General features: G+C 74.5%; 19 protein-coding genes and 1 pseudogene. 6 read left to right on the forward strand and 14 right to left on the reverse strand.

Features of this window, described 5'->3' with window-relative positions:
• Positions 1 to 89 precede the first annotated feature (89 nt).
• Genes OO57_RS03325 through OO57_RS03335 form a run of 3 tightly spaced genes read right to left on the reverse strand, consistent with a single transcriptional unit; the run spans position 90 to position 2,314 of the window.
• Entirely contained in the window at positions 90 to 563 is a 474-nt protein-coding gene (locus OO57_RS03325; protein WP_234337207.1) for a MarR family winged helix-turn-helix transcriptional regulator, read from the reverse strand.
• 55 nt (positions 564 to 618) lie between these two features.
• Entirely contained in the window at positions 619 to 1,539 is a 921-nt protein-coding gene (locus OO57_RS03330; protein ID WP_033250739.1) for a MerR family transcriptional regulator, read from the reverse strand.
• 4 nt (positions 1,540 to 1,543) lie between these two features.
• Positions 1,544 to 2,314, reverse strand: a complete 771-nt coding sequence (locus OO57_RS03335; RefSeq protein WP_033250740.1) for a hypothetical protein — start codon at positions 2,312 to 2,314, stop codon at positions 1,544 to 1,546.
• Positions 2,315 to 2,398: 84 nt separating this feature from the next.
• On the opposite strand from OO57_RS03335, the gene OO57_RS03340 reads away from it, so the two are divergent.
• The gene (locus OO57_RS03340) at positions 2,399 to 4,501 is read left to right on the forward strand and encodes an MMPL family transporter (RefSeq protein ID WP_051776469.1); all 2,103 of its coding nucleotides are present in this window, start codon (positions 2,399 to 2,401) and stop codon (positions 4,499 to 4,501) included.
• 47 nt (positions 4,502 to 4,548) lie between these two features.
• Here OO57_RS03340 and OO57_RS03345 read toward each other — a convergent pair whose 3' ends face one another.
• From OO57_RS03345 to OO57_RS03365, 5 genes and pseudogenes are all read right to left on the reverse strand, one after another.
• A complete protein-coding gene (locus tag OO57_RS03345; protein ID WP_033250741.1) occupies positions 4,549 to 5,094 on the reverse strand; it encodes a sigma-70 family RNA polymerase sigma factor in 546 nt (181 codons plus the stop codon).
• Positions 5,095 to 5,471: 377 nt separating this feature from the next.
• Positions 5,472 to 5,981, reverse strand: coding sequence for a hypothetical protein (locus OO57_RS42155; RefSeq protein ID WP_033250742.1), 510 nt, complete (start codon positions 5,979 to 5,981; stop codon positions 5,472 to 5,474).
• A 48-nt stretch (positions 5,982 to 6,029) separates the two neighbouring features.
• A complete protein-coding gene (locus OO57_RS43510; RefSeq protein ID WP_158715008.1) occupies positions 6,030 to 6,515 on the reverse strand; it encodes a hypothetical protein in 486 nt (161 codons plus the stop codon).
• Between the two features lie 32 nt (positions 6,516 to 6,547).
• A complete protein-coding gene (locus tag OO57_RS03360; protein ID WP_033250743.1) occupies positions 6,548 to 6,742 on the reverse strand; it encodes a hypothetical protein in 195 nt (64 codons plus the stop codon).
• 106 nt (positions 6,743 to 6,848) lie between these two features.
• A pseudogene (locus OO57_RS03365) lies at positions 6,849 to 7,202 on the reverse strand (winged helix-turn-helix transcriptional regulator); the annotation flags it as partial.
• A gap of 99 nt (positions 7,203 to 7,301) precedes the next feature.
• Between OO57_RS03365 and OO57_RS03370 the strand changes: the two are divergent.
• Complete coding sequence (locus tag OO57_RS03370) at positions 7,302 to 8,513, forward strand: pyridoxal phosphate-dependent aminotransferase (protein ID WP_033250745.1); 1,212 nt, start codon at positions 7,302 to 7,304, stop codon at positions 8,511 to 8,513.
• A 37-nt stretch (positions 8,514 to 8,550) separates the two neighbouring features.
• On the opposite strand, the gene OO57_RS43515 is transcribed toward OO57_RS03370, so the two are convergent.
• Entirely contained in the window at positions 8,551 to 9,324 is a 774-nt protein-coding gene (locus OO57_RS43515) for a DUF6215 domain-containing protein (RefSeq protein ID WP_033250746.1), read from the reverse strand.
• Positions 9,325 to 9,580: 256 nt separating this feature from the next.
• Here OO57_RS43515 and OO57_RS43520 point away from each other — a divergent pair, with 256 nt between their 5' ends.
• Positions 9,581 to 10,087: a hypothetical protein gene (locus OO57_RS43520; protein WP_033250747.1), complete on the forward strand. Its 507-nt coding sequence runs from the start codon at positions 9,581 to 9,583 to the stop codon at positions 10,085 to 10,087.
• A 6-nt stretch (positions 10,088 to 10,093) separates the two neighbouring features.
• Here the strand turns inward: OO57_RS43520 and OO57_RS03385 are convergent, their stop codons facing one another.
• Positions 10,094 to 10,426 (reverse strand): YnfA family protein, encoded by a 333-nt coding sequence (locus OO57_RS03385; RefSeq protein ID WP_033250748.1) that lies wholly within the window; start codon positions 10,424 to 10,426, stop codon positions 10,094 to 10,096.
• Positions 10,427 to 10,860: 434 nt separating this feature from the next.
• Positions 10,861 to 11,625, reverse strand: coding sequence for an aminotransferase class IV (locus tag OO57_RS03390; protein WP_033250749.1), 765 nt, complete (start codon positions 11,623 to 11,625; stop codon positions 10,861 to 10,863).
• Positions 11,626 to 11,718: 93 nt separating this feature from the next.
• Here OO57_RS03390 and OO57_RS03395 point away from each other — a divergent pair, with 93 nt between their 5' ends.
• Positions 11,719 to 12,216 carry a DinB family protein gene (locus OO57_RS03395; RefSeq protein WP_033250750.1) on the forward strand — a complete coding sequence of 166 codons (498 nt, stop codon included), beginning with the start codon at positions 11,719 to 11,721 and terminating at the stop codon, positions 12,214 to 12,216.
• A gap of 15 nt (positions 12,217 to 12,231) precedes the next feature.
• On the opposite strand, the gene OO57_RS03400 is transcribed toward OO57_RS03395, so the two are convergent.
• The 3 genes from OO57_RS03400 to OO57_RS03410 form a co-directional block, all read right to left on the reverse strand.
• Complete coding sequence (locus OO57_RS03400) at positions 12,232 to 13,890, reverse strand: FAD-binding dehydrogenase (RefSeq protein WP_033250751.1); 1,659 nt, start codon at positions 13,888 to 13,890, stop codon at positions 12,232 to 12,234.
• A 164-nt stretch (positions 13,891 to 14,054) separates the two neighbouring features.
• Complete coding sequence (locus OO57_RS03405; RefSeq protein ID WP_234337208.1) at positions 14,055 to 16,487, reverse strand: endonuclease/exonuclease/phosphatase family protein; 2,433 nt, start codon at positions 16,485 to 16,487, stop codon at positions 14,055 to 14,057.
• Between the two features lie 295 nt (positions 16,488 to 16,782).
• Positions 16,783 to 17,898: a HoxN/HupN/NixA family nickel/cobalt transporter gene (locus OO57_RS03410; protein ID WP_033250752.1), complete on the reverse strand. Its 1,116-nt coding sequence runs from the start codon at positions 17,896 to 17,898 to the stop codon at positions 16,783 to 16,785.
• Positions 17,899 to 18,289: 391 nt separating this feature from the next.
• On the opposite strand from OO57_RS03410, the gene OO57_RS45095 reads away from it, so the two are divergent.
• Positions 18,290 to 20,533: a glycosyl hydrolase family 18 protein gene (locus OO57_RS45095; RefSeq protein ID WP_081973437.1), complete on the forward strand. Its 2,244-nt coding sequence runs from the start codon at positions 18,290 to 18,292 to the stop codon at positions 20,531 to 20,533.
• Positions 20,534 to 21,283: 750 nt separating this feature from the next.
• Entirely contained in the window at positions 21,284 to 22,501 is a 1,218-nt protein-coding gene (locus OO57_RS03420) for an alpha/beta hydrolase (protein WP_234337209.1), read from the forward strand.
• Positions 22,502 to 22,624: the final 123 nt, after the last annotated feature.

The following is a 22,624-nucleotide window of genomic DNA, read 5'->3' on the forward strand; positions in this document are numbered from 1 at the left end:
GCCCGAATCGGGCGTGTCCGACGGGCGTCAGGCGGGCGACCGACGGCGGGCGGCCGGCAGCCTGCCGACAGGCGGGCGACCGACGGGCGTCAGGCGCGGTCGGCGCGGCGCTGCCTGCGGAGTTCGGCGAGTTCCTCGGTCATCCGGGCGAGGAAGCGGACCACGGTGGCGACCTGCTCCGGGGCGAACTCGGCGCGGACGCGGTCGGTGCACTCGGCGACGGGGGCGAACCACTCGCCCGCGATCCGGGTCGCGGCCGGGTGGTAGTGCACGTGCACCTGGCGCCGGTCGGCCTCGTCCCGGGTGCGGTGGACGTGCCCGGCGCGCTCCAGGCGGTCCAGGACGGCGGTCACCGCGCCGGAGGTCAGGCCGAGTTCGGCCCGCAGCCCGCCGGGGGTGATGCCGGGCGGGTCGGCGGCCCGCAGCACCGCGAGCAGCGCCTGGACGTCGGTGGCGTGCAGGCCGGAATCGGCCGCGAAGTCGTGCCCGAGCAGGTTCATCTCGGACGCCAGCCCCTGCAGCAGCCGTCCGAACTCCCGCTGCGTCACCGGCCCCTGCGTCACCGGCCCCTCCTCCACCACGCCCGATCGCCTGCCCCCCGGTCGTCCGCCGGGCCGGTCACGACCCTAGCGCCCGCGCCAGCAGGTCGAGCGCACCCGGTAGGTCGCGGGGAGCGAGGGTGCCGGGCGGGCGGGCGGCGCGGTGCCAGCCGGGGCCCGCGGCGAGCAGCACGGGGCGGACCCGGGCGCCGCGGGCACCCCAGGCGGTGGCGGCGACGGCGCGGACGGGGGCCGGGTCGGCGGTGGCGCGGGTCTGCGACCAGAGCAGGACGGCGGCCGGGCCGGTGCGGCGGACGGCCTCGGCCAGTGCCCCGGCGGGCAGGGCGGCGCCGAAGATCCGGAACGGCAGGCCGCGTTCGGCGAGCGCGGCGGCCACCGCCTCCAGCGGCAGGGTGTGCTGCTCGCCGGGCATCGCGGCCAGCAGCACCGGCGGCCCGGCCGCGCCCGCGGGGGGTTCGGCGAGCCGGCGCAGCGCGCTGGAGACGTGCCAGGACAGCAGGTGCTCGACCTCGACGTACCGTTCGTCGCCGCCCGCGGCCCAGCGGCGCCCGGCGGCCCGCAGCGCGGGCGTCATCACGTCCGTCCAGGCCGCGACGGCGCCCAGCCGGTCGACGCTCGCGTGCAGCAGCCGGGCCACCTCGGGCCCGTCCAGCCGCCGGGCGGCCCGGGCCAGCCCGCGCACCTCGGGCCGGGCCGCGCCCGGCGGGGCCGCGGCGGCCGGGGGCGGGCCGGGGCGCCCGGCCAGCCCGGGTGCGAGCCGGGCCGCCTCGGCGGGCGGCACCCCGCGGGCGGTGAGCCGGCACATCGCCTCCAGCACGGCCACGTCCCGCGCCGTCCAGCGGCGGTGCCGTCCCGCCTCCCGATCGGCCGGCCCGATGCCGTAACGGCGCTCCCAGGAGCGGACGGTGGCCGGTGACACGCCGAGCAGCCGGGCCACCGACCCGGTGCTCGCTCCGGCCTCGGGCGGCAGTTCTGGCATGCCGTCAGCCTAGGGGCGGCGGTCCGGCGAGGTCCACGTCCCGGAGGGCGCCGTGGACGAGGACCGCGGCCGGGGTGCCGTCGGCGGCCCGGCCGAGCCAGGTGGTGGTGCCGGAGCTGGGGAAGCTGAGCAGGTCCGCGGCGCGGGCGGGGCTGCTGGTGCGTTCGAAGCAGCCGTCGCGCAAGGACTCGGTGGCCCGGCCGGTGTTGGGGAGTCCGGCGATCGCGTTGTGGGCGAACTGCCGGAAGGGGGCCACGAGTTCGGGCCAGGCGGCGGCATCGGCGAAGGCGCAGGTCTGGTGCTCGTCGTAGAAGTGCCGGCGGCCGTGGTCGTCAGCGTCGAGGACGCCGCCCGGGTCGGTGCCGACGGGGGTCGGGACGAAGGCCGCGGCCTCCCAGCGGGTCACCGGGGCGTCGGTCAGGCGGAGCCGGACGGCGGCGACCTCGGGGTGGTCCTGGACCTCGCCCATGAACAGCACCGGCGCCCGGTACCAGGCGGCCTCGACCCGGTGGGGGCCGGGCGGGACGCGTTCGGCCAGTTCGAAGGCGACGGGGAGCGGCACGCCGGGCTCGTCGTCGGGCGGCCAGGGGCAGGCGACGGCCAGCCGCCCGCTCGGGGTCCGGACGGTGGCGACCTCCTCCACGGCGGTCAGCCGGGCCGGGAGGGCGGGGCCGTGCCCGTAGGTGTGTGCGGCGCCGAGCAGCGCGCCGGGGGTGAAGAGCGCCTCCAGGAGCCACTGTTCGTACGGGTCGGGGGCGGTGGAGGTGGCGTTCATGCGGCGAACCGTAGCCGACGGGGCGGACGGCGCTCCGGCCCGGACCCTCGCCGATCTCTCAATGATTGAGATATTCTCCGGGGCATGCCGACGCACGTCCCGCCCCACGCCCCGACGCCCGCGCCGCCGCCCCCCGCGCGCCGCCTGCGTTTCCTGCTCCCGCTCGCACTGCTGCTGGTCTGGCTGGTGCTCGGGGGCGCACTCGGCCCGTTCGCGGGACGGCTGGGCGAGGTGTCGACCAACGACGGGGCGGCGTTCCTGCCGCGCAGCGCCGAGTCGACCCGGGTCGCGCAGCTGGAGAAGGACTTCCGCGCCGAGTCGACGCTGCCGGTGGTGCTGGTCTGGGAGGCCGACTCCGGGCAGGTCGACGAGGCGCTGCGGGCCGGGGCGGGCCAGGCGCTGGCCGCCGCCGCGCAGGTGCCGGGCACCGTCGGGCAGCCCTCGCCGCTGCTGCCGTCCGAGGACGGGAAGGCGCTGGAGGCGGTGGTGCAGCTGCGCGCCGACCTGGGGCCGGACACCAAGGAGGCGGTCGCGGAGATCCGCGACCTGGCCGGGCAGGTGCCGGGCGCCACCGCCGGGGTGGCCGGACCGGCGGCGGTGCAGGCCGACCTGTCGGGGGCGTTCGCGGGCATCGACGGCCTGCTGCTCGGGGTCGCGCTCGGCGTGGTGCTGCTGATCCTGCTGCTGGTGTACCGGGCGGTGCTGCTGCCTCTGCTGGTGATCCTCGGCGCGGTGTTCGCCCTCGCGGCGGCCTGCGCGATCGTGTACGCGCTGGCGCAGCACGGCGTGGTCCGGGTGGACGGGCAGGTGCAGGGGCTGCTGTCGATCCTGGTGATCGGCGCCGCCACCGACTACGGGCTGCTGCTGTCCGCGCGCTTCCGCGAGGAGCTCGCCGCCGGGAAGGACCGGTACGCCGCCGCCCGCACCGCGCTGCACCGCTCCGTGGAGCCGATCGCCGCCTCCGGCCTGACCGTGGGCCTGGGCCTGCTCGTCCTGCTGCTCTCCGACCTGACGAACAACCGGGCGCTCGGCCCGGTCGGCGCGATCGGCATCGCCTGCGCGGTGCTGTCCGCACTGACCTTCCTCCCGGCGGCGCTGGCGCTGTGCGGCCGGGCCGCGTTCTGGCCCGCCCGGCCGAGCACCGACGGGAAGGGCGGCTCGCACCGGGTCTGGCAGCGGATCGCCGAGCTGGTCGGCCGCCGTCCGCGCGCCCTGTGGGTGGGGTCGGTCGCCGTGCTGGCGGCGCTCGCGGCCTGCTCCCCGCTGCTGGACGCCCGCGGCGTGCCGCAGTCGGAACTGTTCACCACCGCCCAGCCCTCGGTCGCCGCGCAGCGCCTGCTGTCCGCGCACTTCCCCGGCGGCTCGGGCAACCCGGCGGTGATCGTGGCCCGCGCCGACCGGGCGGACGCGGTGGCGGCCGCCGCCGCACCGGTGCCCGGCGTCGCCGCGGTCCGCCCGTACACCGGCGGGGCGCCCACCGCCCCGCCGGTGGTCGTCGACGGCCTGGTCCGGCTGGACGCGACACTGGCCGACCCGGCAGACAGCGACGCGGCGCTCGCCACCGTCGCCCGGCTGCGCACCGCCGTGCACGCCGTCGACGGGGCCGACGCGCTGGTCGGCGGCTACTCGGCGCAGCAGGCCGACACCCGGGCCACCGCCCGGCACGACCGGACGCTGATCATGCCGGTGGTGCTGCTGTGCATCCTGGTGGTGCTGGTGCTGCTGCTGCGCTCGGTGCTGGCGCCGGTGCTGCTGGCGGCGACGGTGGCGCTCTCCTACCTGGCCACGCTGGGCGTCTCGGCGCTGGTGTTCCCGCACGTGTTCGGGTTCTCGGCGACCGACCCGTCCGTGCCGCTGTACGGGTTCGTGTTCCTGGTCGCGCTGGGCGTGGACTACAACATCTTCCTGATGACCCGCGTCCGCGAGGAGACCGCGGCGCTCGGCACCCGGGCGGGCGTGCTGCGCGGCCTGACCGCGACCGGCGGGGTGATCACCTCGGCGGGCGTGGTGCTGGCGGCGACCTTCGCGGCGCTGGGCGTGATCCCGCTGGCCTTCCTGGCACAGATCGCCTTCATCGTGGCCTTCGGCGTCCTGCTGGACACCCTGCTGGTGCGCTCGCTGCTCGTCCCGGCCCTGGTGCACGACCTGGGCGGCCGGGTCTGGTGGCCCGCCCGCGCGGCGGACTGAGACGCCGCCGGGCCGGTCCCGCCCGCCCGCGCCGCCGCCCCTCCCCGTCAGGCCAGTTCCGTCCGCAGTCGCCGCAGCCCCTCCCGCACCCGGCTCTTGACCGTGCCGAGCGGGGTGTCGAGGAGGGCGGCGATCCGGGTCTGGGTGCAGCCGCCCCAGTAGGCGAGGGCGAGGGCCTCGCGCTGGGCGGGGGCGAGGGCGGCCAGCGCGGTGCGGACGGCGCGGTCCTCGATCCGGCGCTCGGCCTCGGCGGCGACGGTGTCGTACGCGGGCCGGTACTCGCGCAGGGCGGCCGCGCGTTCGCGCTCGGCACCGGCCCGGGCGGCGCGGACCCGGTCGACGGCCCGGTGGTGGGCGGCGGTCAGCGCCCAGGCGTGCACGCTGCCGCGTTCGGGACGGTAGCGGTCGGCGGTGCGCCAGAGTTCCAGGAAGACCTCCTGGACGACCTCCTCGCTCTGCGCCCGGTCGCACAGCACCCGCCGCACCACCGCCCCGACCGGGCCGAGCAGGTGCCGGTAGAGCGTCTCGAAGGCGTCCCGCTCACCCCGGGCGACCCGGGCCACCAGTTCGCCGCCGCATGCTTGAACCGTCACCCTGCCACGGTCGTCCCGCCGCCGGGGCGGACGCCACTTGCAGCGTTCGTGCAGCGTTTGGGCGCGTGTGCGGCGATTTGGGTGCGCGTGCAGCGTCTCGGGTGCGCGTGCAGCAATTGGTGCGCGCGGGCGGAGCTTCGGGTGGGCGGGCAGAGCTTCGGGTGCGCGTGCAGCGTCTCGGGTGCGCGTGCAGCAATTGGTGCGCGCGGGCGGAGCTTCGAGTGGGCGGGCGGAGCTTCGGGTGGGCGGGCAGAGCTTCGGGTGCGCGTGCAGCAATTTGCGTGCATGTGCAGTGATTTGTACGCACATGCAGCAATTCGAGTGCGCGTGCAGCGTTCTGTGCGCGCACGCAGCGTTCCGTGCGCACGTGCAGCGTCTCAGCCGGTGGCTGCGACGAGCCCGACCGCCAGGACGAACGCGGCGGCCAGGCCACCGTACACGGCAAGGTGGTAGCGGCGGCCGCGGCCGGTGAAGCGGAGCCAGCTGCGGCCGGGTTCGGCGCCGGGCGGGCCGGCCAGGGTGCCGAAGACGGTGCTGGAGGCCAGCAGCATCGCCAGGTAGCTCAGCCCCGTCCAGCCGGTCGGGCCGTCGTCGGGGCCCTGCTCCAGGACGTCGCCGAGCGCGGTCGCCGCCACCATGACCGGCAGGCAGAGCGCCAGGGCGACCAGGGTGGCGGGCCGCCGGTGGCCGGGGCGCTCGCGCCACAGGGGCGCGACGAAGCTCACCGCGGGCATCAGCAGGGGCCCGAGCAGGTACGCCGGGAACGCGCCGTCGCCGATCAGCGCCGACAGCGCCCAGGCCGCCAGGGCGATGCCCGTGCCGATGGCCACCCCGGCCGCCCCGGCCCGGAAGCCGTCCCGGGCGCCGGCCAGATCCGTTTCGTCCACGCCCGGAACCTACCCCCGGCCGGGGCCGCCGATCCACCGCCCCGCGCGCTACTGCGCGTTGAGGACGGCGACGCCCGCCTCGCCCGCCTCGAAGGCGGCGATCAGCTCGGCGGCCGAGGCGGCCGGGCCTGCGTGGTCGATCAGCAGGACGACCTGCGGCTCGCCGTCCCGTTCGGCGGGGACGAAGTCGGTGGCCAGTTCGCGGCGCAGCAGCGGCACCCACTCGTCGTCGTCCCCCGGGGGGCCGAACTCGGCGAGCAGGCCGGGGTGTTCGGCGAGGCAGCGGGTGAGGACGGCGCGGGCGGTGACCAGGGTGACGGCGAGGCGGCCCGGGGCGCGGGCGTAGCGGGCGGCGAGGTCGTGGGGGAGGAGGTGGAAGACGCCCTCCTCGCCCTCGTGGCCGTAGCCGAGCAGGGCGTTGACGGCCCGTTCGCCGGGGTCGGCGGAGGTGGTGTCGACGGCGAGCAGCACGCCGACGTCCTCCGGACCGAGGGACGGGACGGCGGCGATCCAGATTCCCGGTGAAGTGGTCATGGCATCCAGCCAAGCACGCCCGGCCGACAGGGCTACTGCGCGGAACCGCCGCCCGTGCAGGTGTGGTTGGCGGCGCGGTGGTGGCGGGAGACCGCCGCGGCGCGGTCGACCTCGGCGCGGTGCGCCCCGGCGCGGTCGTACGCCCGGCCCCGGCGGCGGAACGGCCGGGCGGCCGCGCGGGCGGCCGCGCGGGCGGCCGAGGCGGCGAGTGCGAGCAGGCGCGGCACGGCGGGCCCCCGTCCGTGAACTGGGCCGCGGCGCAGCCCGGTTGCCACCGATGTACCCGGCGGTTCGGGCACCGATCTCAGCGGAGGCTCAGGAGTCGACGGCGGTGTACCAGTGCTCGCGGACGGCGTCGGTGGGGCGCGGATCACCGAGGTCGGGGCCGCCCCAGCGGGCCAGGGCCTCGACGACCGGGCGGAGTTCGGCGCCGCGGGGGGTGAGTTCGTAGACGGTGGCGTTGGCGGGGCGCTCCAGGCGGCGGCGCTCGACCAGGCCCTCGCCCTCCAACTGCTTGAGGCGGGTGGCGAGGATGTCGGTGGAGACGCCGGGCAGGTCGGCGTGCAGGTCGGTGTAGCGGCGCGGTCCGCCGAGGAGTTCGCGGACGATCAGGAGGCTCCAGCGCTCCCCCACCGCATCCAGGGCGCGGGCGACGGCGCAGTACTGGTCGTAGCTTCGGCGTGGCATGCCGTCAGCATAGCCAATAGGTTGGACTTTCCAAGTCCCCGCTTGGTAGAACAAAGCAAGCCGACCGCAGGGGTCCGGTGACGGGTCGGGAGGCCGCTGATGGAGTTTCGCCAGTCCAGCAAGCTGAAGGACGTGTGCTACGAGATCCGTGGCCCGGTCGTCGACACCGCCAACGCGCTGGAGGAGGCCGGGCACAGCGTGCTGCGGCTGAACACCGGCAACCCCGCCCCGTTCGGCTTCGAGGCCCCGGAGGAGATCCTCCAGGACATCATCCGCAACCTCCCCAACGCGCACGGCTACTCCGACTCGCGCGGCATCCTCCCCGCCCGGCGCGCCGTCGTGCAGTACTACCAGCAGCGCGGCGTCGCGGGCGTCGGCGTCGACGACGTGTACCTGGGCAACGGCGTGTCCGAGCTGATCCAGATGGCCGTCCAGGCGCTGGTGGACGACGGCGACGAGGTGCTCGTCCCGATGCCGGACTACCCGCTGTGGACGGCCGTGGTGCGGTTCGCGGGCGGCAAGGCGGTGCACTACCTGTGCGACGAGGAGTCCGACTGGTACCCGGACCTGGACGACATCGCCGCCAAGATCACCCACCGCACCAAGGCCATCGTGGTGATCAACCCGAACAACCCGACCGGCGCGGTCTACCCCAGGGAACTGCTGGAGGGCGTCCTCGACCTGGCCCGCCGCCACCACCTGCTGGTCTTCGCCGACGAGATCTACGACAAGATCCTCTACGACGACGCCGAGCACCACTGCCTGGCCGCCCTCTCCGACGACGTCGTCACCCTCACCTTCAACGGCCTCTCCAAGGCCTACCGGGTCGCCGGGTTCCGCAGCGGCTGGCTGACGGTCTCCGGCCCCAAGGAGCACGCCAAGGACTACCTGGAGGGCCTCACCATGCTGGCCGCGATGCGGCTGTGCCCCAACGTGCCCGCCCAGTACGCAGTGCAGGCCGCGCTCGGCGGCCGGCAGTCCATCAACGACCTGGTGCTGCCCAACGGCCGGCTCACCGAGCAGCGCGACGTCACCTGGCGCGCCCTGAACGAGATCCCCGGCGTCTCCTGCGTCAAACCGCGCGGCGCGCTGTACGCCTTCGCCAAGCTCGACCCGGCCGTGCACCGGATCGTCGACGACGAGCGCTTCGTCCTGGACCTGCTGCTCCGCGAGAAGATCCACATCGTCCAGGGCACCGGCTTCAACTGGCCCCGCCCCGACCACTTCCGCTTCGTCACCCTGCCGCGCGCCGACGAACTGGAGACCGCGATCAACCGGATCGGCCGCTTCCTGGCCACCTACCGGCAGTAGCGGCGGGGCAGCGGCCCGGCGGGGCCGCGGCCGGGGCTCAGCGCCCGCCCGAGAACGGCCGGAACGAGGTCGGGGGCGGGGACGGGGACGGCCGGGGCGGGCGGGTCGGCTCCCCCGGCTCGGCCGCGGGCGGCGGCCCGTCCCAGCCCTCCAGGTCGGCCCTCAGCTCCTCGGCCAGCCCGGGCAGCAGGTCGTCGTTCACGTAGCCGCCGTCCTCCCGCCACAGGGAGACTTCGAGGGAGCCGCCGCTGCCGTCCGCGTTCCGGGCCACCAGGAGGTGGTACGCCGTGCCACCGGGGTTCCTCCCGCCCCCGGAGGCCCCGCCCGGGCCCGGGCTGCCGGTGCCGAGGTGGATGACCATCCACCGGAGCGGCTCCGAGTAGGCGACCGCGGGCCGTCCGGCCACGGGCGCCACCTCGCGGGCGCTCACCCGGGGGTCGTCCAGCAGCAGGTCGTACGGGCGGACGAGGCTCTCGGACACCTCGGCCTTCACCTTGCCGACCTGCACCTGCGCCACCCCGCTCTCCCACGACGAGTAGGAGCCGATGCCGGCGGACACCGCGTGCTCACCGGGGGCGCCGACCAGCTCCGGCAGGTCGGGGCGGTTCAGCGCGGTGCACATCGCCGGGTAGCCGCTCGGCCAGTCCGGCCCGGGCGACCGGCAGGCGGCGGGGCCGTCGTCGTGCTCCGCGCCCGACGAGCGGCCCGACCCCTGCGCCGCGTGCCAGAACACCCCGCCCACCAGGACGAGCATCCCCAGCACCGCGCGCAGCAGGACCGCCCGGCCGGCGCCCGCCAAGTACTCCCGCATGATCCTCCTCGCCGCGAAACCAGGTGAACCTGGCACCACCGTTCGAATCCGCACCGAGGTTTTCCGAGCGGTGGGCCGCCCCGCGCCCGGGGCGGCGCCGGGGCGGTACCGGAGGGGTACCGGAGGGGTACCGGAGGAGTGCCGCGCGGCGTTCCGATTGCCGATCGGTAACGAAGCCGTCACCCCGGCTCCACCGGTTGCACACACTCGGAAGGATGACGGACCGTTCCGAGCCGTTCCTCCGAGATGAGCCCTCTTGTCCCTCCCCCTCTCCCTCCGCCTGCGCCGGGCCTCCGCCGCCGGTGCGCTGCTGGCCGCCGCCCTGTTCGCCACCGCCTGCGAACCGACCGACCCGGTCGCCCCCGTCACCCCCGCCGCCACCCACAGCAGCAGCGCCCCCGCCCCCACGCCCAGCCCCACTCCGACACCGACCCCCACGCCTACGCCCACTCCCAGTCCCACTCCCACCCCGACGCCCGAACCGACCGCCGCCGCGACCACCGCGCCCCCGAAACCCGCCACCGCCACGAAGCCCGCGGCCACCCCCACCGCCGCCCGCACCACCAGCAAGCCGCCCGCCCCGACGCCGACGCCGACGCGCACCCAGCAGGCGGCGGGCTGCCACCCGCTGTCCAACGCGGGCAACTGCTACAAGGCCGGCCAGTACTGCCGCGACTCCGACCACGGCGTGTCGGGGACCGACGCCTCCGGCCGGGTCATCGTCTGCACGGACAAGAACGGCTGGCGCTGGGTCGCCTCCTGACCCCGCCTACCGGCGCGGCCCGTACATGATCACCCCGACGCCCACCAGGCAGACCAGCACCCCCACCACGTCCCACCTGGTGGGCCGGAAGCCGTCCAGCACCACGCCCCACAGCAGCGACCCGGCCACGAACACCCCGCCGTACGCGGCCAGCACCCGCCCGAAGTCCGCGTCCGGCTGCAACGCCGCGACGAACCCGTACAACCCCAGCGCCACCACCCCGACCCCGGCCAGCCACCACGGCCGGGACTCGCGGACGGCCTGCCAGACCAGCCAACAACCGCCGATCTCCAGGACGGCGGCCGACGCGAACAGCAGGATCGAACGGGCGGTGCTCACCGCCTCACCCTAGACGGGCGCCCGCCCCGGCCCCGACAGCACCGGGTCCGGGGCGGGCGGACCGCCCGTCGTCCGTGGCCGGGGGGCGTGGTCGGTGCCGCCTGTGCGGCGGGTGGGGGAGCAGTGGGCGATCCGGGTGCCGTTCTCGGCCGGGGCGACCGTCGCGCCGCTCGCGCTCCAGCCGTTGGGGCTGCCGGCCGTTGGGGCTGCCGGCCGTTGTGCGGCCGGAGTCGACTGGGGGCTCGTACGAGACGTCGGCGGCGTCCGGCGGGACCGCGCCGACGTTGCCGTGGGCGGCCGTCCCCGGGATCCGCGCGGAGAGTGTCAGCGGCCGGTGGGCGACGCCCCGGTGGTCGGTGAACGGCCGTCACCGGGCCGGGCCGGCTCCGCCCGTGGTCCGGCCACGGGACGGTGGGACCGTCCCCGGTCCTCGCTCAGAGCCGCTCCCCCGGCACCGCCAGGTACGCCTCGCGCAGCCGCGCCACCCCCGCGGTGTCGAACGCCCGCCCGTCGACCGCCGCCACCGGGCGCACCCCCACCGCCGCGTTGGTCGCGAACACCGCCTCCACGCCCGCCAGTTCCGGCCCGATCCGCTCCTGCGCGCCGCCGCACGCGCCGCGCAGCAGCGCCATCGCCGTCCCCGCCAGGTACGCCCCGCGCGGCCACAGCGGCTCGCCGTCGCGCAGGAACCCGACGTTCCACGTCCCGCCCTCGGTCACCCCGCCGTCCCGGTCCACGAACAGCGCGTCGTCGAACCCGGCCTGCTGGGCCAGCCGCCGCTGCCGCAGCGCCCCGAACAGCGCCACGCTCTTCACCTCCGGCAGCTCCCGCTCGAAGCGGACCGTCCGCACCCGGATCGGCCCCGGCGCCCCGCTCCCCACCGGACGGGCCGTCACCAGGACCCGCGGCTCGGCCTTCCCCCCGATGCTGCCCAGGTCGATCGCCGGGTCGAACAGCGTCACCCGCACCGCCGCCGCCCCCGCCCCCGGCACCGCCCGCCGGGCGAACTCCCGCACCCGCTCCCGGTCCGGCAGCACCCCGAACAGGGCCGCGCAGTCCCGCTCCAGCCGCTCCAGGTGCAGGCCCAGCCCGCGCACCCGGCCGTCCTCCACCAGCATCGTGGTGAAGTGCCCGTAGTTCGTCAGCGCCAGCACCTGCAACTGCGCCGCCGACACCGGCCGCCCGTCCAACTCCGCCACTGCGCCTCCTCCGCTCACGCCCCCATCTTCGGGGAGGCCGGGGCGGCCGGGAAATCGCGTGCGGGGCGGACCGGCCCCGGTTAGGTTCGCGGGATGACCACCATCGAGAGCCAGCGCCGCCCCGTCCCCCTCGCCGACGGCGGCGAGCTCGACACCGCGCTCGCCTTCCTGGCGTTCGCCCGGGAGTGCGTGCTGAAGAAGACCGAGGGGCTGACGGAGGAGCAGCTGCGCCGCGTCCTGGTGCCGACCGGGACGAACCTGCTCGGGCTGGTGCAGCACCTGACGGACGCCGAACGCTACTGGTTCGGGTACCACGTCGCGGGCCGGGAGCAGTACCGGGACGTCGACTTCGGCATGGCGGTGCCCGAGGACGTGCCGGCGGAGCGGGTGCTGGCCGGCTACCGGGAGGCGTGCGCGGCGAGCGACGCGGTCCTCCGCGGCGCCGACCCGTCGGCCCCGACCGCCGCTCCGGTGGCCGGGGCGCCGCGCTCGGTGCGCTGGGTGCTGGCCCACATGACCGGCGAGACGACCCGGCACGCGGGCCACGCCGACATCCTGCGCGAGCAGCTCGACGGGACGACCGGCCGCTGAGCCGCCCGCCGCGGGTCAGGCGGTGGCGCCCGCCGCCGCGCGGCCCGCGGCGCGGCCGGAGAAGAGGCAGCCGCCGAGGAAGGTGCCCTCCAGGGAGCGGTAGCCGTGGATGCCGCCGCCGCCGAAGCCCGCGGCCTCGCCCGCCGCGTAGAGGCCGTCCAGGACGGTGCCGTCGGCGCGCAGGACGCGGGAGTCGAGGTCGGTCTGCAGGCCGCCGAGGGACTTGCGGGTGAGGATGTTGAGGCGGACGGCGATCAGCGGGCCGGCCTTGGGGTCGAGCAGGCGGTGCGGGCTCGCGGTGCGGATCAGCTTGTCGCCGAGGTAGCGGCGGGCCCCGCGGACGGCGGTGACCTGGAGGTCCTTGCTGAACGGGTTGGCGATCTCGCGGTCGCGGGCCTCGATCTCGCGGCGCAGTTCGGCGCCGTCGATGGCGGGGGCGTCGCCCTGCCGCTCGTTCATGCCGCGGACGAGTTCCTCCAGGGTGTCGGCGACCACGAAGTCGGGGCCGTGCTGCTTGAAGGCCTCGACGGGGCCGGTGGCGCCGGGCAGGGCGCGGCCGAGGACCTGGCGGATCGAGCGGCCGGTGAGGTCGGGGTTCTGCTCGGAGCCGGAGAGCGCGAACTCCTTCTCGATGATCTTCTGGGTGAGCACGAACCAGGTGTGCTGGTGGCCGGTGCGCATGATGTGCTCGAGGGTGCCGAGGGTGTCGAAGCCGGGGAACAGCGGGACGGGCAGCCGCTTGCCGGTGGCGTCGAGCCAGAGCGAGGACGGGCCGGGGAGGATCCGGATGCCGTGCTTGGCCCAGATCGGGTTCCAGTTCTCGATGCCCTCGGTGTAGTGCCACATCCGGTCGCCGTTGATCAGGTTGCCGCCCGCGGCGCCCGCGACGTCCAGCATGAGTCCGTCGACGTGCGCGGGGACGCCGGAGAGCAGCTTGGCGGGCGGGGTGCCGAGCCGCTCGGGCCAGGCGGCGCGGACCTTGTCGTGGTTGCCGCCGATGCCGCCGGAGGCCACCACCACGGCCTGGGCGCGCAGTTCGAAGTGCCCGGCGACCTCGCGGGAGCTGGCCTCGCCGCGCGGCACGGCGGACGGGGCGAGCACCTCGCCGCTGACGGTGTCCAGGGCTCCGGCGCTGGCGGCGAGGCCGGTGACGCGGTGCCGGAAGCGCAGTTCGACCCGTCCGGCCTTCACGGCCTCGCGGACGCGGCGGGCGAAGGGTTCGACGATGCCGGGGCCGGTGCCCCAGGTGATGTGGAAGCGCGGGACGGAGTTGCCGGGCCCGGAGGCCAGCAGTCCGCCGCGCTCGGCCCAGCCGACCACCGGGAACAGCCGGACGCCCTGCCCGTGCAGCCAGGAGCGCTTCTCCCCGGCCGCGAAGTCGACGTACGCCTCGGCCCAGCGGCGCGGCCAGGCGTCCTCCTCGCGGTCGAACCCGGCGGTGCCGAGCCAGTCCTGCCAGGCGAGGTCGCGGGAGTCCTTGATCCGCATCCGGCGCTGTTCGGGCGAGTCGACCAGGAACAGGCCGCCGAAGGACCAGTGCGCCTGCCCGCCGAGGGACCCGGCGGGCTCCTGGTCGAGCAGCAGCACCTTCCGTCCGGCGTCGGCGAGTTCGGCGGTGGCGGCCAGGCCGGCGAGGCCCGCTCCGATCACGATGACGTCGGCGTCGTAGGCCATGCGGGGAGCGTCCTTCCAGACCTGGCTCGGGGGGTGCCCCGATCCTCCGGCCTGCGCGCCTTCCGGTCAACCCACGGGTAACTTCAGTGCGTCCCGGGACGGCGGCAGCCCCCGCCGGGCCGGGCGGGGGCTGCCTGCTGCGGGGCTGCCTGCTGCGGGGGCGGTCAGGGCTTGATCCGGACCACCTGCGGGTCGTGGTCGGAGGCCTGGGCGGCGAACTCGCTGTTGATGTGCACCACGTCGTAGTGGGTCTTGCCCGGCTTCAGCGCGGGGCTGACCAGGATGTGGTCGAGCACCTGCGAGTTGCCCTGGTAGACGTACGAGTAGCGCTCGCTCTCGGGCAGTTCGTTCACCAGGTCGCGGAGCACGCCGTCCTTGGTGAGGGTCTGCAGCGCGGGCGAGAACTGGTAGTCGTTGAAGTCGCCGAGCGAGACGATCCGGGCCTTCGGGTCGGCCGCCAGCAGCTCGGCGACGAAGGCCTGCTCGACGGCGGCCTGCGCGGTCCGCTGCACCTCGGAGGAGCGGGTGGGGGCCTGGAAGCGGCTGTCGATGCCCTGGTCGCCGCCCTTGCTGTTGAAGTGGTTGGCGATCACGAAGACCGGCTTGCCCCGGAACTCGAACTGGCCGACCAGCGGCTTGCGGCTGGCGGTCCAGGCCTCGTTGCCGGGGTCGATCCGGCCGGGCGAGGCGGTGAGGCGGGTCTTGTCGTTCCTGCCGGTGACGTCGACGGCGGTGGTGGAGCTGCCGCCGGGGATGTCGGTGAAGGAGACCCGGTCGGGGTTGAACAGGAACACCTGGCGGATGTTGCCGCCGGGCTCGCCGCCGTCCTTGCCGTCGACCGGGTCGATGCCGCGCCAGTCGTAGGCGGGGCCGCCGGCCGCCTTGATCGCCTCGATGAAGGTCCCGACGGTGGCGGCGGCGCCGACGGTGCCGTCGTTGACGGCGCCGTTGTCGTCCTGGATCTCCTCCAGGGCGACGATGTCGGGCGAGCCCAGGTTGGTGACGACGCCCTCGGCGAGCCGGGCGAACTTCTCGGGGCCGTCGCCCGGGTCGAGGTTCTCGACGTTGTAGGTGCCGATGGTGAGTTCGTTCTTCTTGCCCGGCTCGGCGACCTCGGGCTGCAGGCCGTTGTCCTCGACCGTGCCGAGGGTGTTGGCGGCGATGGTGTAGCCGCCGAACTGGTTGTAGTCGAGCGGCCCGGTGGTGGCGCCGGTCAGCTGGTCGCCGACGTTCGCGACCGGGAAGGGCACCTCGGTCAGCGGCGGCAGCGACTGGATCATGATCCGGCCGTTGTTGGGCCGGTCGTAGCCGAGGTAGACCACGCCGCCGCGGGCGGTCCGCGGGTCGGCCGAACTGGCGTCCACCCACAGCTCGTTGTACTTGTCGGTGGCCTGCACCACCGGCACGTCGACGACCTGGACGTTGCTGCCCTCCAGCGACTCGTACAGGTCGAGGGCGTACTTCGCCGGGTACAGCGGCAGCGCGTCGATCGAGCCGCCGCCCGCGTCGGGGGCGTAGGCGGCCGGGATGTTCGCGGCGTCCAGCACGACCGGGGCGGGCACCGGGTTGCCGGCGGAGAGCACGGTGGTCCTCGGGCCGGTCAGCTCGGTGACCGACTGCGAGCCGCCCGAGCCGTTCGGGTAGTACTCGCTGACCTTGCCGGTGACCAGCACCGAGTCGCCGACCTTCACGGCCGGGGCGGCGGAGCCGGTGTAGACGAACAGGCCCTCGCCGGTGGCCGGGTCGGCGTCCGGGTTCGGGTCCTGGATCCAGAAGCCCTTGGTGCCGTACGCGCGGACGCCGGTGACGACGCCGGGCACGTTGGTGACGCTCTGGCCGTTCTTCGGCGAGACCCGGGTGCTGCCCTGGACGTCGTGGATCCGCAGGTCGCCGGGGACGGGCGGGGTGGTCGGCGGGGTGGTGGTGCCGCCGCCCGCGCTCTCGCCCTTGGCGTTGGTCGGCGTCGGGTCGCCCGCGGCGAGGTCCGCGGCGTTGTCGTCGGTGTCGGCGAGCGCGGCGCCGCGCGCCACCGAGGCCGTGTTGGACGCCCCGGCTATCGGGCTGCCCTCGCGGACCACGGCGGTGCCGAAGCCGACCAGGTCGACGATCCGCGGGTCGGCCGCGCAGTCCGCAGCGGTCTTGCAGGTCAGCGCGGCGGTGCCGTCGACCAGTGCGACGGTGCCGCTGGTCGCCGACAGCGCCAGGTTGCCGCTCGCGTCGGCGGCCGGCAGCGCGACGGTACCGCCCGCGCCCGCCCCCTCCGCGACCAGGTACCGGCCGCCCGGGGCGACCGACCCGCTCAGCGCGGTGACGCCCCACTGGCTGGAGGCGCTCGGGCTGCCCGGCAGGTACTGCACGCTGTAGCCGGAGAGGCCGAAGGCCGCACCGGACGGGTTGCCCAGCTCGATGAAGTCGTTCTTCAACGTCGCGCCGGAGTTGCCGCCGCCGCCGTACACCTCGGCGATCACCGCGCCGGTGGACGGCGCGGCGGACGCGCCCGGCAGCGGGACCGCCAGCAGGGACGCGGCGACCGCGGCTGTCGAGGCGACGCGCAGCAGGGTGCGGCGGGAGCGGCGGGCGGGAGTGGGGCTGGGCACCGTTGCGGGGCTCCTTCGTGGCAGGGCCGTGGCCCGGGCGCCGCACTGGGGCCGCCCGGGCGGTGGTGAGGGTTCGTCAGGAGGCTGGCTGCCAGGTCCGGTCCGGGCGTCCGGACCGGGCCTGTCGGGCTACTCGCGTAGATCCAAGTCCAGAAGATACGCGCGTAGAAGTTGACGCGACAAGGGTGCCGACGTGAACAGTTCCCGACACGCGGCGAGGGGCGCCCCGTCCGGGACGCCCCTCCTCACCGCTGCTCGGCCGACGTCCGGCCGACGTCCGGCCGACGCCCGGCCGCTACGCCTGCTCGCCGCTCAGGGCGGCCGGTTCGCCGCGCAGGCCCGCCGACCACTTCTGCTCGACCCGGCCGAACTTCCAGAACGCCATCGCCCCGGCCCAGGTCACCACGAACAGGCCGACGATCACGTAGCCCACCAGGTTGAGGTCCAGCGAGCCGATCCAGCCGACCGGGCCGCCGGTGATCTCCAGCTTCTCGGAGAGCAGGCCGACCAGCTCGATCACGCCGATCACCAGCGCCACCACCACCGACAGGCCGGTCACCGTCAGGTTGTAGTAGATCTTCCGGACCGGCTTGGAGAACGCCCACTCGTACGCGAAGTTCATGAACGAGCCGTCGATCGTGTCCAGCAGGCTCATCCCGGCCGCGAACAGCACCGGCAGCACCAGCAGCGCGTACCACGGCAGCGAGAACGCGGCCGCGCCGCCCGCCAGCACCAGCAGCGAGACCTCGGTCGCGGTGTCGAAGCCCAGGCCGAACAGCAGCCCCACCGGGTACATGTGCCACGGCTTGGTGACCGCCCGGGTGACCCGGCCCAGGATCCGGTTCAGGAACCCGCGCCTGTCCAACTGCCGCTCCAGCTCGGCCTCGTCGAAGTCGCCCTGGCGCATCCGCCGGAACACCTTCAGGATCCCGTTGAACGCGCCCAGGTTGATCAGGCCGATCAGCACCAGGAACGTCCCGGAGACGCTGACGCCGATCAGGCCGGTCACGTCGTGCAGCGTGGAGTCGTCCGACTCCACCTGCCCCGCCAGCGACCTGATGCCGAACGCCAGCAGCGCGCACAGGCCGAACACGATCGACGAGTGCCCGAGCGAGAACCAGAACCCCACCGAGAGCGGGCGCTTGCCCTGCCCCATCAGCTTGCGGGTGGTGTTGTCGATCGCCGCGATGTGGTCCGCGTCGAAGGCGTGCCGCATCCCGAGCGTGTACGCCGTCAGCCCCATCCCGGCGCCGAACACCTGCCCGCCCACGTCGTAGTGCTGCGGCGCGATCACCGCGAGCAGCGTCACCCACCCCACCACGTGCAGGAGCAGGACGAACCCGCCCATCCCGGCGAGCCGGAACCACTCCTCCCGGGTGAGCCGGTCACGCAGACGACTGGGCGCTGCCATGGAAGTTCCCTCCGGGGTGCTGACGGGGTCGGGGCGCTGCTGGGCCGGGCCATCCTTCCGCTTGTACGGACGCAATTGCAAGTCATATGCAACTGCGAGCTGGGGGCGCACGCGGGCGGACGGAGGGGGTCCGCGGGACTGTTCGGAAAGGTTCCTGACGGTTCGCGGTCCAAAGTCCTTGACCCGGGCGAATGGTCCAGTCCAATCTAGGTGACGCGCTCACCCCAGGCGCGCAGGCTCCCACCTGGTCCCCACGGCCGCTGCACCTACCGGACAACCCCACTTCTCCGGAGGTTCCTCCATGCTTGATCGGGCCACGCCCGCACCCGAGTCGGCCCCGCGCCGGGCTCCCTCCCGACGTCGCGCCGGTGCCCTCGTGGTGGCCGCCGCGATGACGGTCGGTTCCACCGCCCTGGCGCTGTCGCTCGGTTCGGCCTCCGCCGCCACCGTCAACCTGCTCGCCAACGGCGACTTCGAGGCCGGTTCGCTGAGCGGCTGGACCTGCACCAACGGTTCGGTGGTCACCACCCCCGTGCACGGCGGGTCCTACGCGCTGAACGGCAACGCCACCGGCTCGGACACCGCCCAGTGCCAGCAGGTCGTCGCCGTCCAGCCGAACACCAAGTACACGCTCTCCGGCTTCGTCAAGGGCAGCTACGTGTACCTGGGCGCCACCGGCACCGGCGTGAACGCGTCCACCTGGACGCCGGGCGCCACCAACTACACCCAGCTGAGCACCACGTTCACCACCGGCGCGTCGACCACCTCGGTGACGGTGTTCACCCACGGCTGGTACGGCACCGGCGCCTACCAGGCGGACGACCTGGTGCTGTCCGGCCCGGGCACCGGCACCACCTCCCCGAGCGCCTCCGCGTCCGCCAGCGCCTCGCAGAGCACCTCGCCGAGCCCGAGCCCGAGCGCGAGCGCGAGCGCGTCGAACTCCACCTCCCCCAGCCCGTCCAACTCGACCTCCCCGTCGCCGTCCGCGAGCTCCAGCTCGGGCACCGGCAACGGCCCGGCGGGCGACGGCAAGATCACCGTGCCGGGCGGGGTGACGGTCACCAGGACCACCTCCAACGCGGTGGTGCTGAAGTGGAACGCCTCGACCGACTCGACCGACAACTACGTCGGCTACAAGGTGTGGTCGAAGGGCCAGCTGGTCGGCACCTCGATGGGCACCAGCATCGCGATCTCCTCGCTGCTGCCGGGCACCTCGTACACCTTCACCGTGCAGGCGTACGACAAGGCGGGCCACGCCTCCCAGCAGTCCGCCGCGGTGACCACCTCGACGGCCGCCGCGCCCGCCACCAGCAAGCCGCTGAAGTCGGCGTACTTCGACCAGTGGTCGGTGTACGACGCCGCCTACTACCCGAAGAACGTGGACACCTCGGGCGCGGGCGCCAAGCTGGACGTGATCTCGTACGCGTTCGAGAACATCCACCCGACCAACCTCAACTGCTTCGAGGCCGTCAAGGCCTCGGACGCCAGCCACGAGGACAACCCGAACGCGGGCGACGGCGCGGCCGACGCGTACGCGGACTACCAGATGGACTACACCGGCGCCATCTCGGTGGACGGCTCCACCGACGACTGGCAGCAGCCGCTGAAGGGTAACTTCAACCAGCTGCGCCAGCTCAAGGCGAAGAACCCGAACCTGCGGATCACCCTCTCGCTGGGCGGCTGGACGTACTCCAAGTACTTCTCCGACGCGGCGGCCACCGACGCCTCGCGCAAGAAGCTGGTCTCGTCCTGCATCGACATGTTCCTGAAGGGCAACCTGCCGACCGGCGTCGCGGGTGACGCCTCCGGCGGCGCGGCCAGCGGCGCGGGCATCTTCGACGGCATCGACATCGACTGGGAGTACCCGGGCTCGGCCGGCGGCCACACCGGCAACCACTACTCGGCGGCCGACAAGCAGAACTTCACCGCGCTGCTTGCCGAGTTCCGCAGCCAGCTCGACTCGTACGGCGCGAGCGTCGGCAAGAAGTTCCTGCTGACCGCGGCGCTGCCGTCCGGCCAGGACAAGATCCAGTACATCGAGACCGACAAGATCGGTGCGTACCTGGACTACGCCGACATCATGACCTACGACATGCACGGCTCGTGGGACGCCACCGGTCCGACCAACCTCCAGGACCCGCTGCACGACAGCCCGGCCGACCCGACCACGCCGATCGCCCCCGGCACCGCCAAGTACAACGTGGACACCACGCTGGCCGCGTACACCACCGGCCTGCCGGAGTACGGGATCAAGGGCGGCTTCCCGTCCAACAAGATCATCCTCGGCGTCCCGTTCTACTTCCGCGGCTGGACCGGCGTCCAGGCCGGCAACAACTACGGCCTCTACCAGAAGGCCACCGGCGCCACCCCGGCCAAGCCGGGCAGCCAGGAGGCCGGCCTGGCCAGCTGGCGCGAGCTCACCCTCACCGCCCAGAACACCCACTGGGACCCGGTGACCGAGAGCACCTGGGTCTACGACGGCACCAACTTCTGGACCGGCGACGACCCGAAGGCCATCCAGGCCCGCGCCGCGTACGCGAAGAACAAGGGCCTGGGCGGCATGTTCGCCTTCGCCCTGGAGAACGACGACGACAACTCCACGCTGCTGAACACCATCTACAACAGCCTGGGCTGACGCCTCGCCACCGACCGGCGGCCTGCTCAGGGTCGACCGGCGCGCAACAGGCGCGCCTCCGACCGCAGTTGGCTGCCGAGGCGGTCGTTCCAGAAGACTTCCTCCTCACTCGGTCCGACGTGTCCGGGGGAGAGCCAGCCGTCCAGCAGGGCACGGTGCTCGGCGGGCAGCGGGCAGCGGGCAGCGGGCGGCCGATCAGGCGCAGCACGGTCAGCGCGCGCAGGCCGGGCCGGGTGGGGCGGGACGCTTCGAGCAGGACGGGGACGGCACGGCGGGCGGCACCGCTGATCCGCCACGGCGCCTCGGCCCGCACCCGTTCCGACGGGTCGCCCCGGTAGCAGGCGGCCGGCGCCGCCAGCGCGAGCGGCAGCGACTCCCCCGCCGCACAACGCCCTTACCCAGTCGGGCACTTCGGTCGCGCTTCCGAACGCGTGGCTCAGTTCCGCCCAGTCGACCAGGCCCAGTTCCTCGGGCGCGTGCACGTGCGTCCGCCCCGACCGTCGACTCCCCCCGCCCGCCACAGCAGTTCCCCGCCCGCCGGCCGCGTGCGACCGTACCCCTGCGGGCAGCGGTGGCGGTGACTGCTCCGGGGCGCCGGGGCCGGCGGGGCGTAGCTGGGAACGTCGACAGCGCCTCCACCGCTGGTGGGTCGGGGGGCGCATGGGGTGCGCATGGGGTGCGCTTGGCCAAACCGTGAACCTGCTGGGAGTCGGCTGGGAGTTCGGTGAAGGCGTACCTTAAGATCATCGGGTGCCCAGCCTGACCGGACTCCCCCTGCAGATCATCGCCATCCTGGTGGCCGTCGCCGCGTTCGCCGCCACCATGTGGCTGTGGCCCCGGATGGGCGGGCGGAACTGGCGGGCCTGGCTGGGGCGGTTCGGGGCGTTCCTCGGGACGCAGGTCGCGGTGCTGGTCGCGATGGGCCTGGTCGCCAACTCGTACTTCGGTTTCTACTCGACCTGGAGCGACCTGCTCGGCCTGGACGGCAGCCCCGGCACCGTGGTCGACCACCAGCCGGGCGGCCGGGCCGTCTCGGTGACCGGCGAGCAGAAGGTGTACTCGGCGCAGGGCTCCGCGCAGGACCGCTCCGGGGTGATCCAGCAGGTGGAGATCCACGGCGCCGGGTCCGGACTGACCGGCTCCCCCGCGTACGTCTACCTGCCGCCGCAGTACTTCCAGCCCGCGTACGCGAACAGCCGCTTCCCGATGCTGCTGGCGCTGACCGGGTACCCGGGCACGCCGGAGAAGCTGATCTCGCTGCTGCAGTACCCGGCGTCCACCCTGAAGGCCGTCGAGGCCGGGGAACTGCCGCCGACCGTGCTGGTGATGATGCGGCCCACCCTGGTCGGCAACCGCGACACCGAGTGCATGGACGTGCCGGGCGGCCCGCAGGTGGAGACCTTCTTCACCGAGGACCTGCCGAAGGCGATGTCGGCCTCCTACCGGGTCGACGACCGGCCCGAGTCGCGGGCCGTGATCGGCGACTCCACCGGCGGCTACTGCGCCGTCAAGTTCGCGGTGCGCAAACCGGATTCGTACCGGGCGGCGATCGCGCTGTCCGGCTACTACGAGGTGCACAACGACCCCACCACCGGCGACCTGTTCGGCGGCAGCGCCCGGGTCCAGCAGGAGAACGACCTGCTGTGGCGGCTGCGCACCCAGCCCGCACCGCCGGTCTCGCTGCTGCTCGCCACCAGCCGCAACGAGGAGAACTACCGGCCCACGCAGGAGATGGTGGCCGCGTTCAAGGCCCCGACCCGGCTGTCCACCATCACCCTGGACAGCGGCGGCCACAACTTCCACACCTGGACCCGCGAGATCCCGCCCGCCCTCACCTGGCTCGGCACCCGCCTCGCCCCGCCCACCCCGGGCCCGAACGCGCCCGCCGTGCCGGTGCCCGCCCCGAACGCGCCCGTCCCGACCGCCCCGGGCCCGGACGCCGGGGCGGTGGCCCGCGCGGCGGGCTGACGGGCTGACGGGCCGTCGGCAACCGGGGTCGACGCCTCGCACCCGACCCCACCCGCCCCGCCGGAGCCCCGCACCGAGGCGTACGTCACCCGTTCGCCGGGAGAGATTAGAGCGGCCTCATAC

It is taken from the genome of Kitasatospora phosalacinea (assembly GCF_000717185.1).
Taxonomy (GTDB): Bacteria; Actinomycetota; Actinomycetes; order Streptomycetales; family Streptomycetaceae; genus Kitasatospora; species Kitasatospora phosalacinea_A.

Bases quoted from the DNA above. Each gene is read 5' to 3' on its own strand.
- OO57_RS03410 (WP_033250752.1), bottom strand. From the start codon at position 17,898: ATGGCAGCGCCCAGTCGTCTGCGTGACCGGCTCACCCGGGAGGAGTGG.
- OO57_RS03335 (WP_033250740.1), bottom strand. From the start codon at position 2,314: ATGAACGCCACCTCCACCGCCCCCGACCCGTACGAACAGTGGCTCCTG.
- OO57_RS03370 (WP_033250745.1), top strand. From the start codon at position 7,302: ATGGAGTTTCGCCAGTCCAGCAAGCTGAAGGACGTGTGCTACGAGATC.
- OO57_RS03340 (WP_051776469.1), top strand. From the start codon at position 2,399: ATGCCGACGCACGTCCCGCCCCACGCCCCGACGCCCGCGCCGCCGCCC.
- OO57_RS43510 (WP_158715008.1), bottom strand. From the start codon at position 6,515: ATGACCACTTCACCGGGAATCTGGATCGCCGCCGTCCCGTCCCTCGGT.
- OO57_RS03395 (WP_033250750.1), top strand. From the start codon at position 11,719: ATGACCACCATCGAGAGCCAGCGCCGCCCCGTCCCCCTCGCCGACGGC.
- OO57_RS03400 (WP_033250751.1), bottom strand. From the start codon at position 13,890: ATGGCCTACGACGCCGACGTCATCGTGATCGGAGCGGGCCTCGCCGGC.
- OO57_RS45095 (WP_081973437.1), top strand. From the start codon at position 18,290: ATGACGGTCGGTTCCACCGCCCTGGCGCTGTCGCTCGGTTCGGCCTCC.
- OO57_RS43515 (WP_033250746.1), bottom strand. From the start codon at position 9,324: ATGCGGGAGTACTTGGCGGGCGCCGGCCGGGCGGTCCTGCTGCGCGCG.
- OO57_RS03330 (WP_033250739.1), bottom strand. From the start codon at position 1,539: ATGCCAGAACTGCCGCCCGAGGCCGGAGCGAGCACCGGGTCGGTGGCC.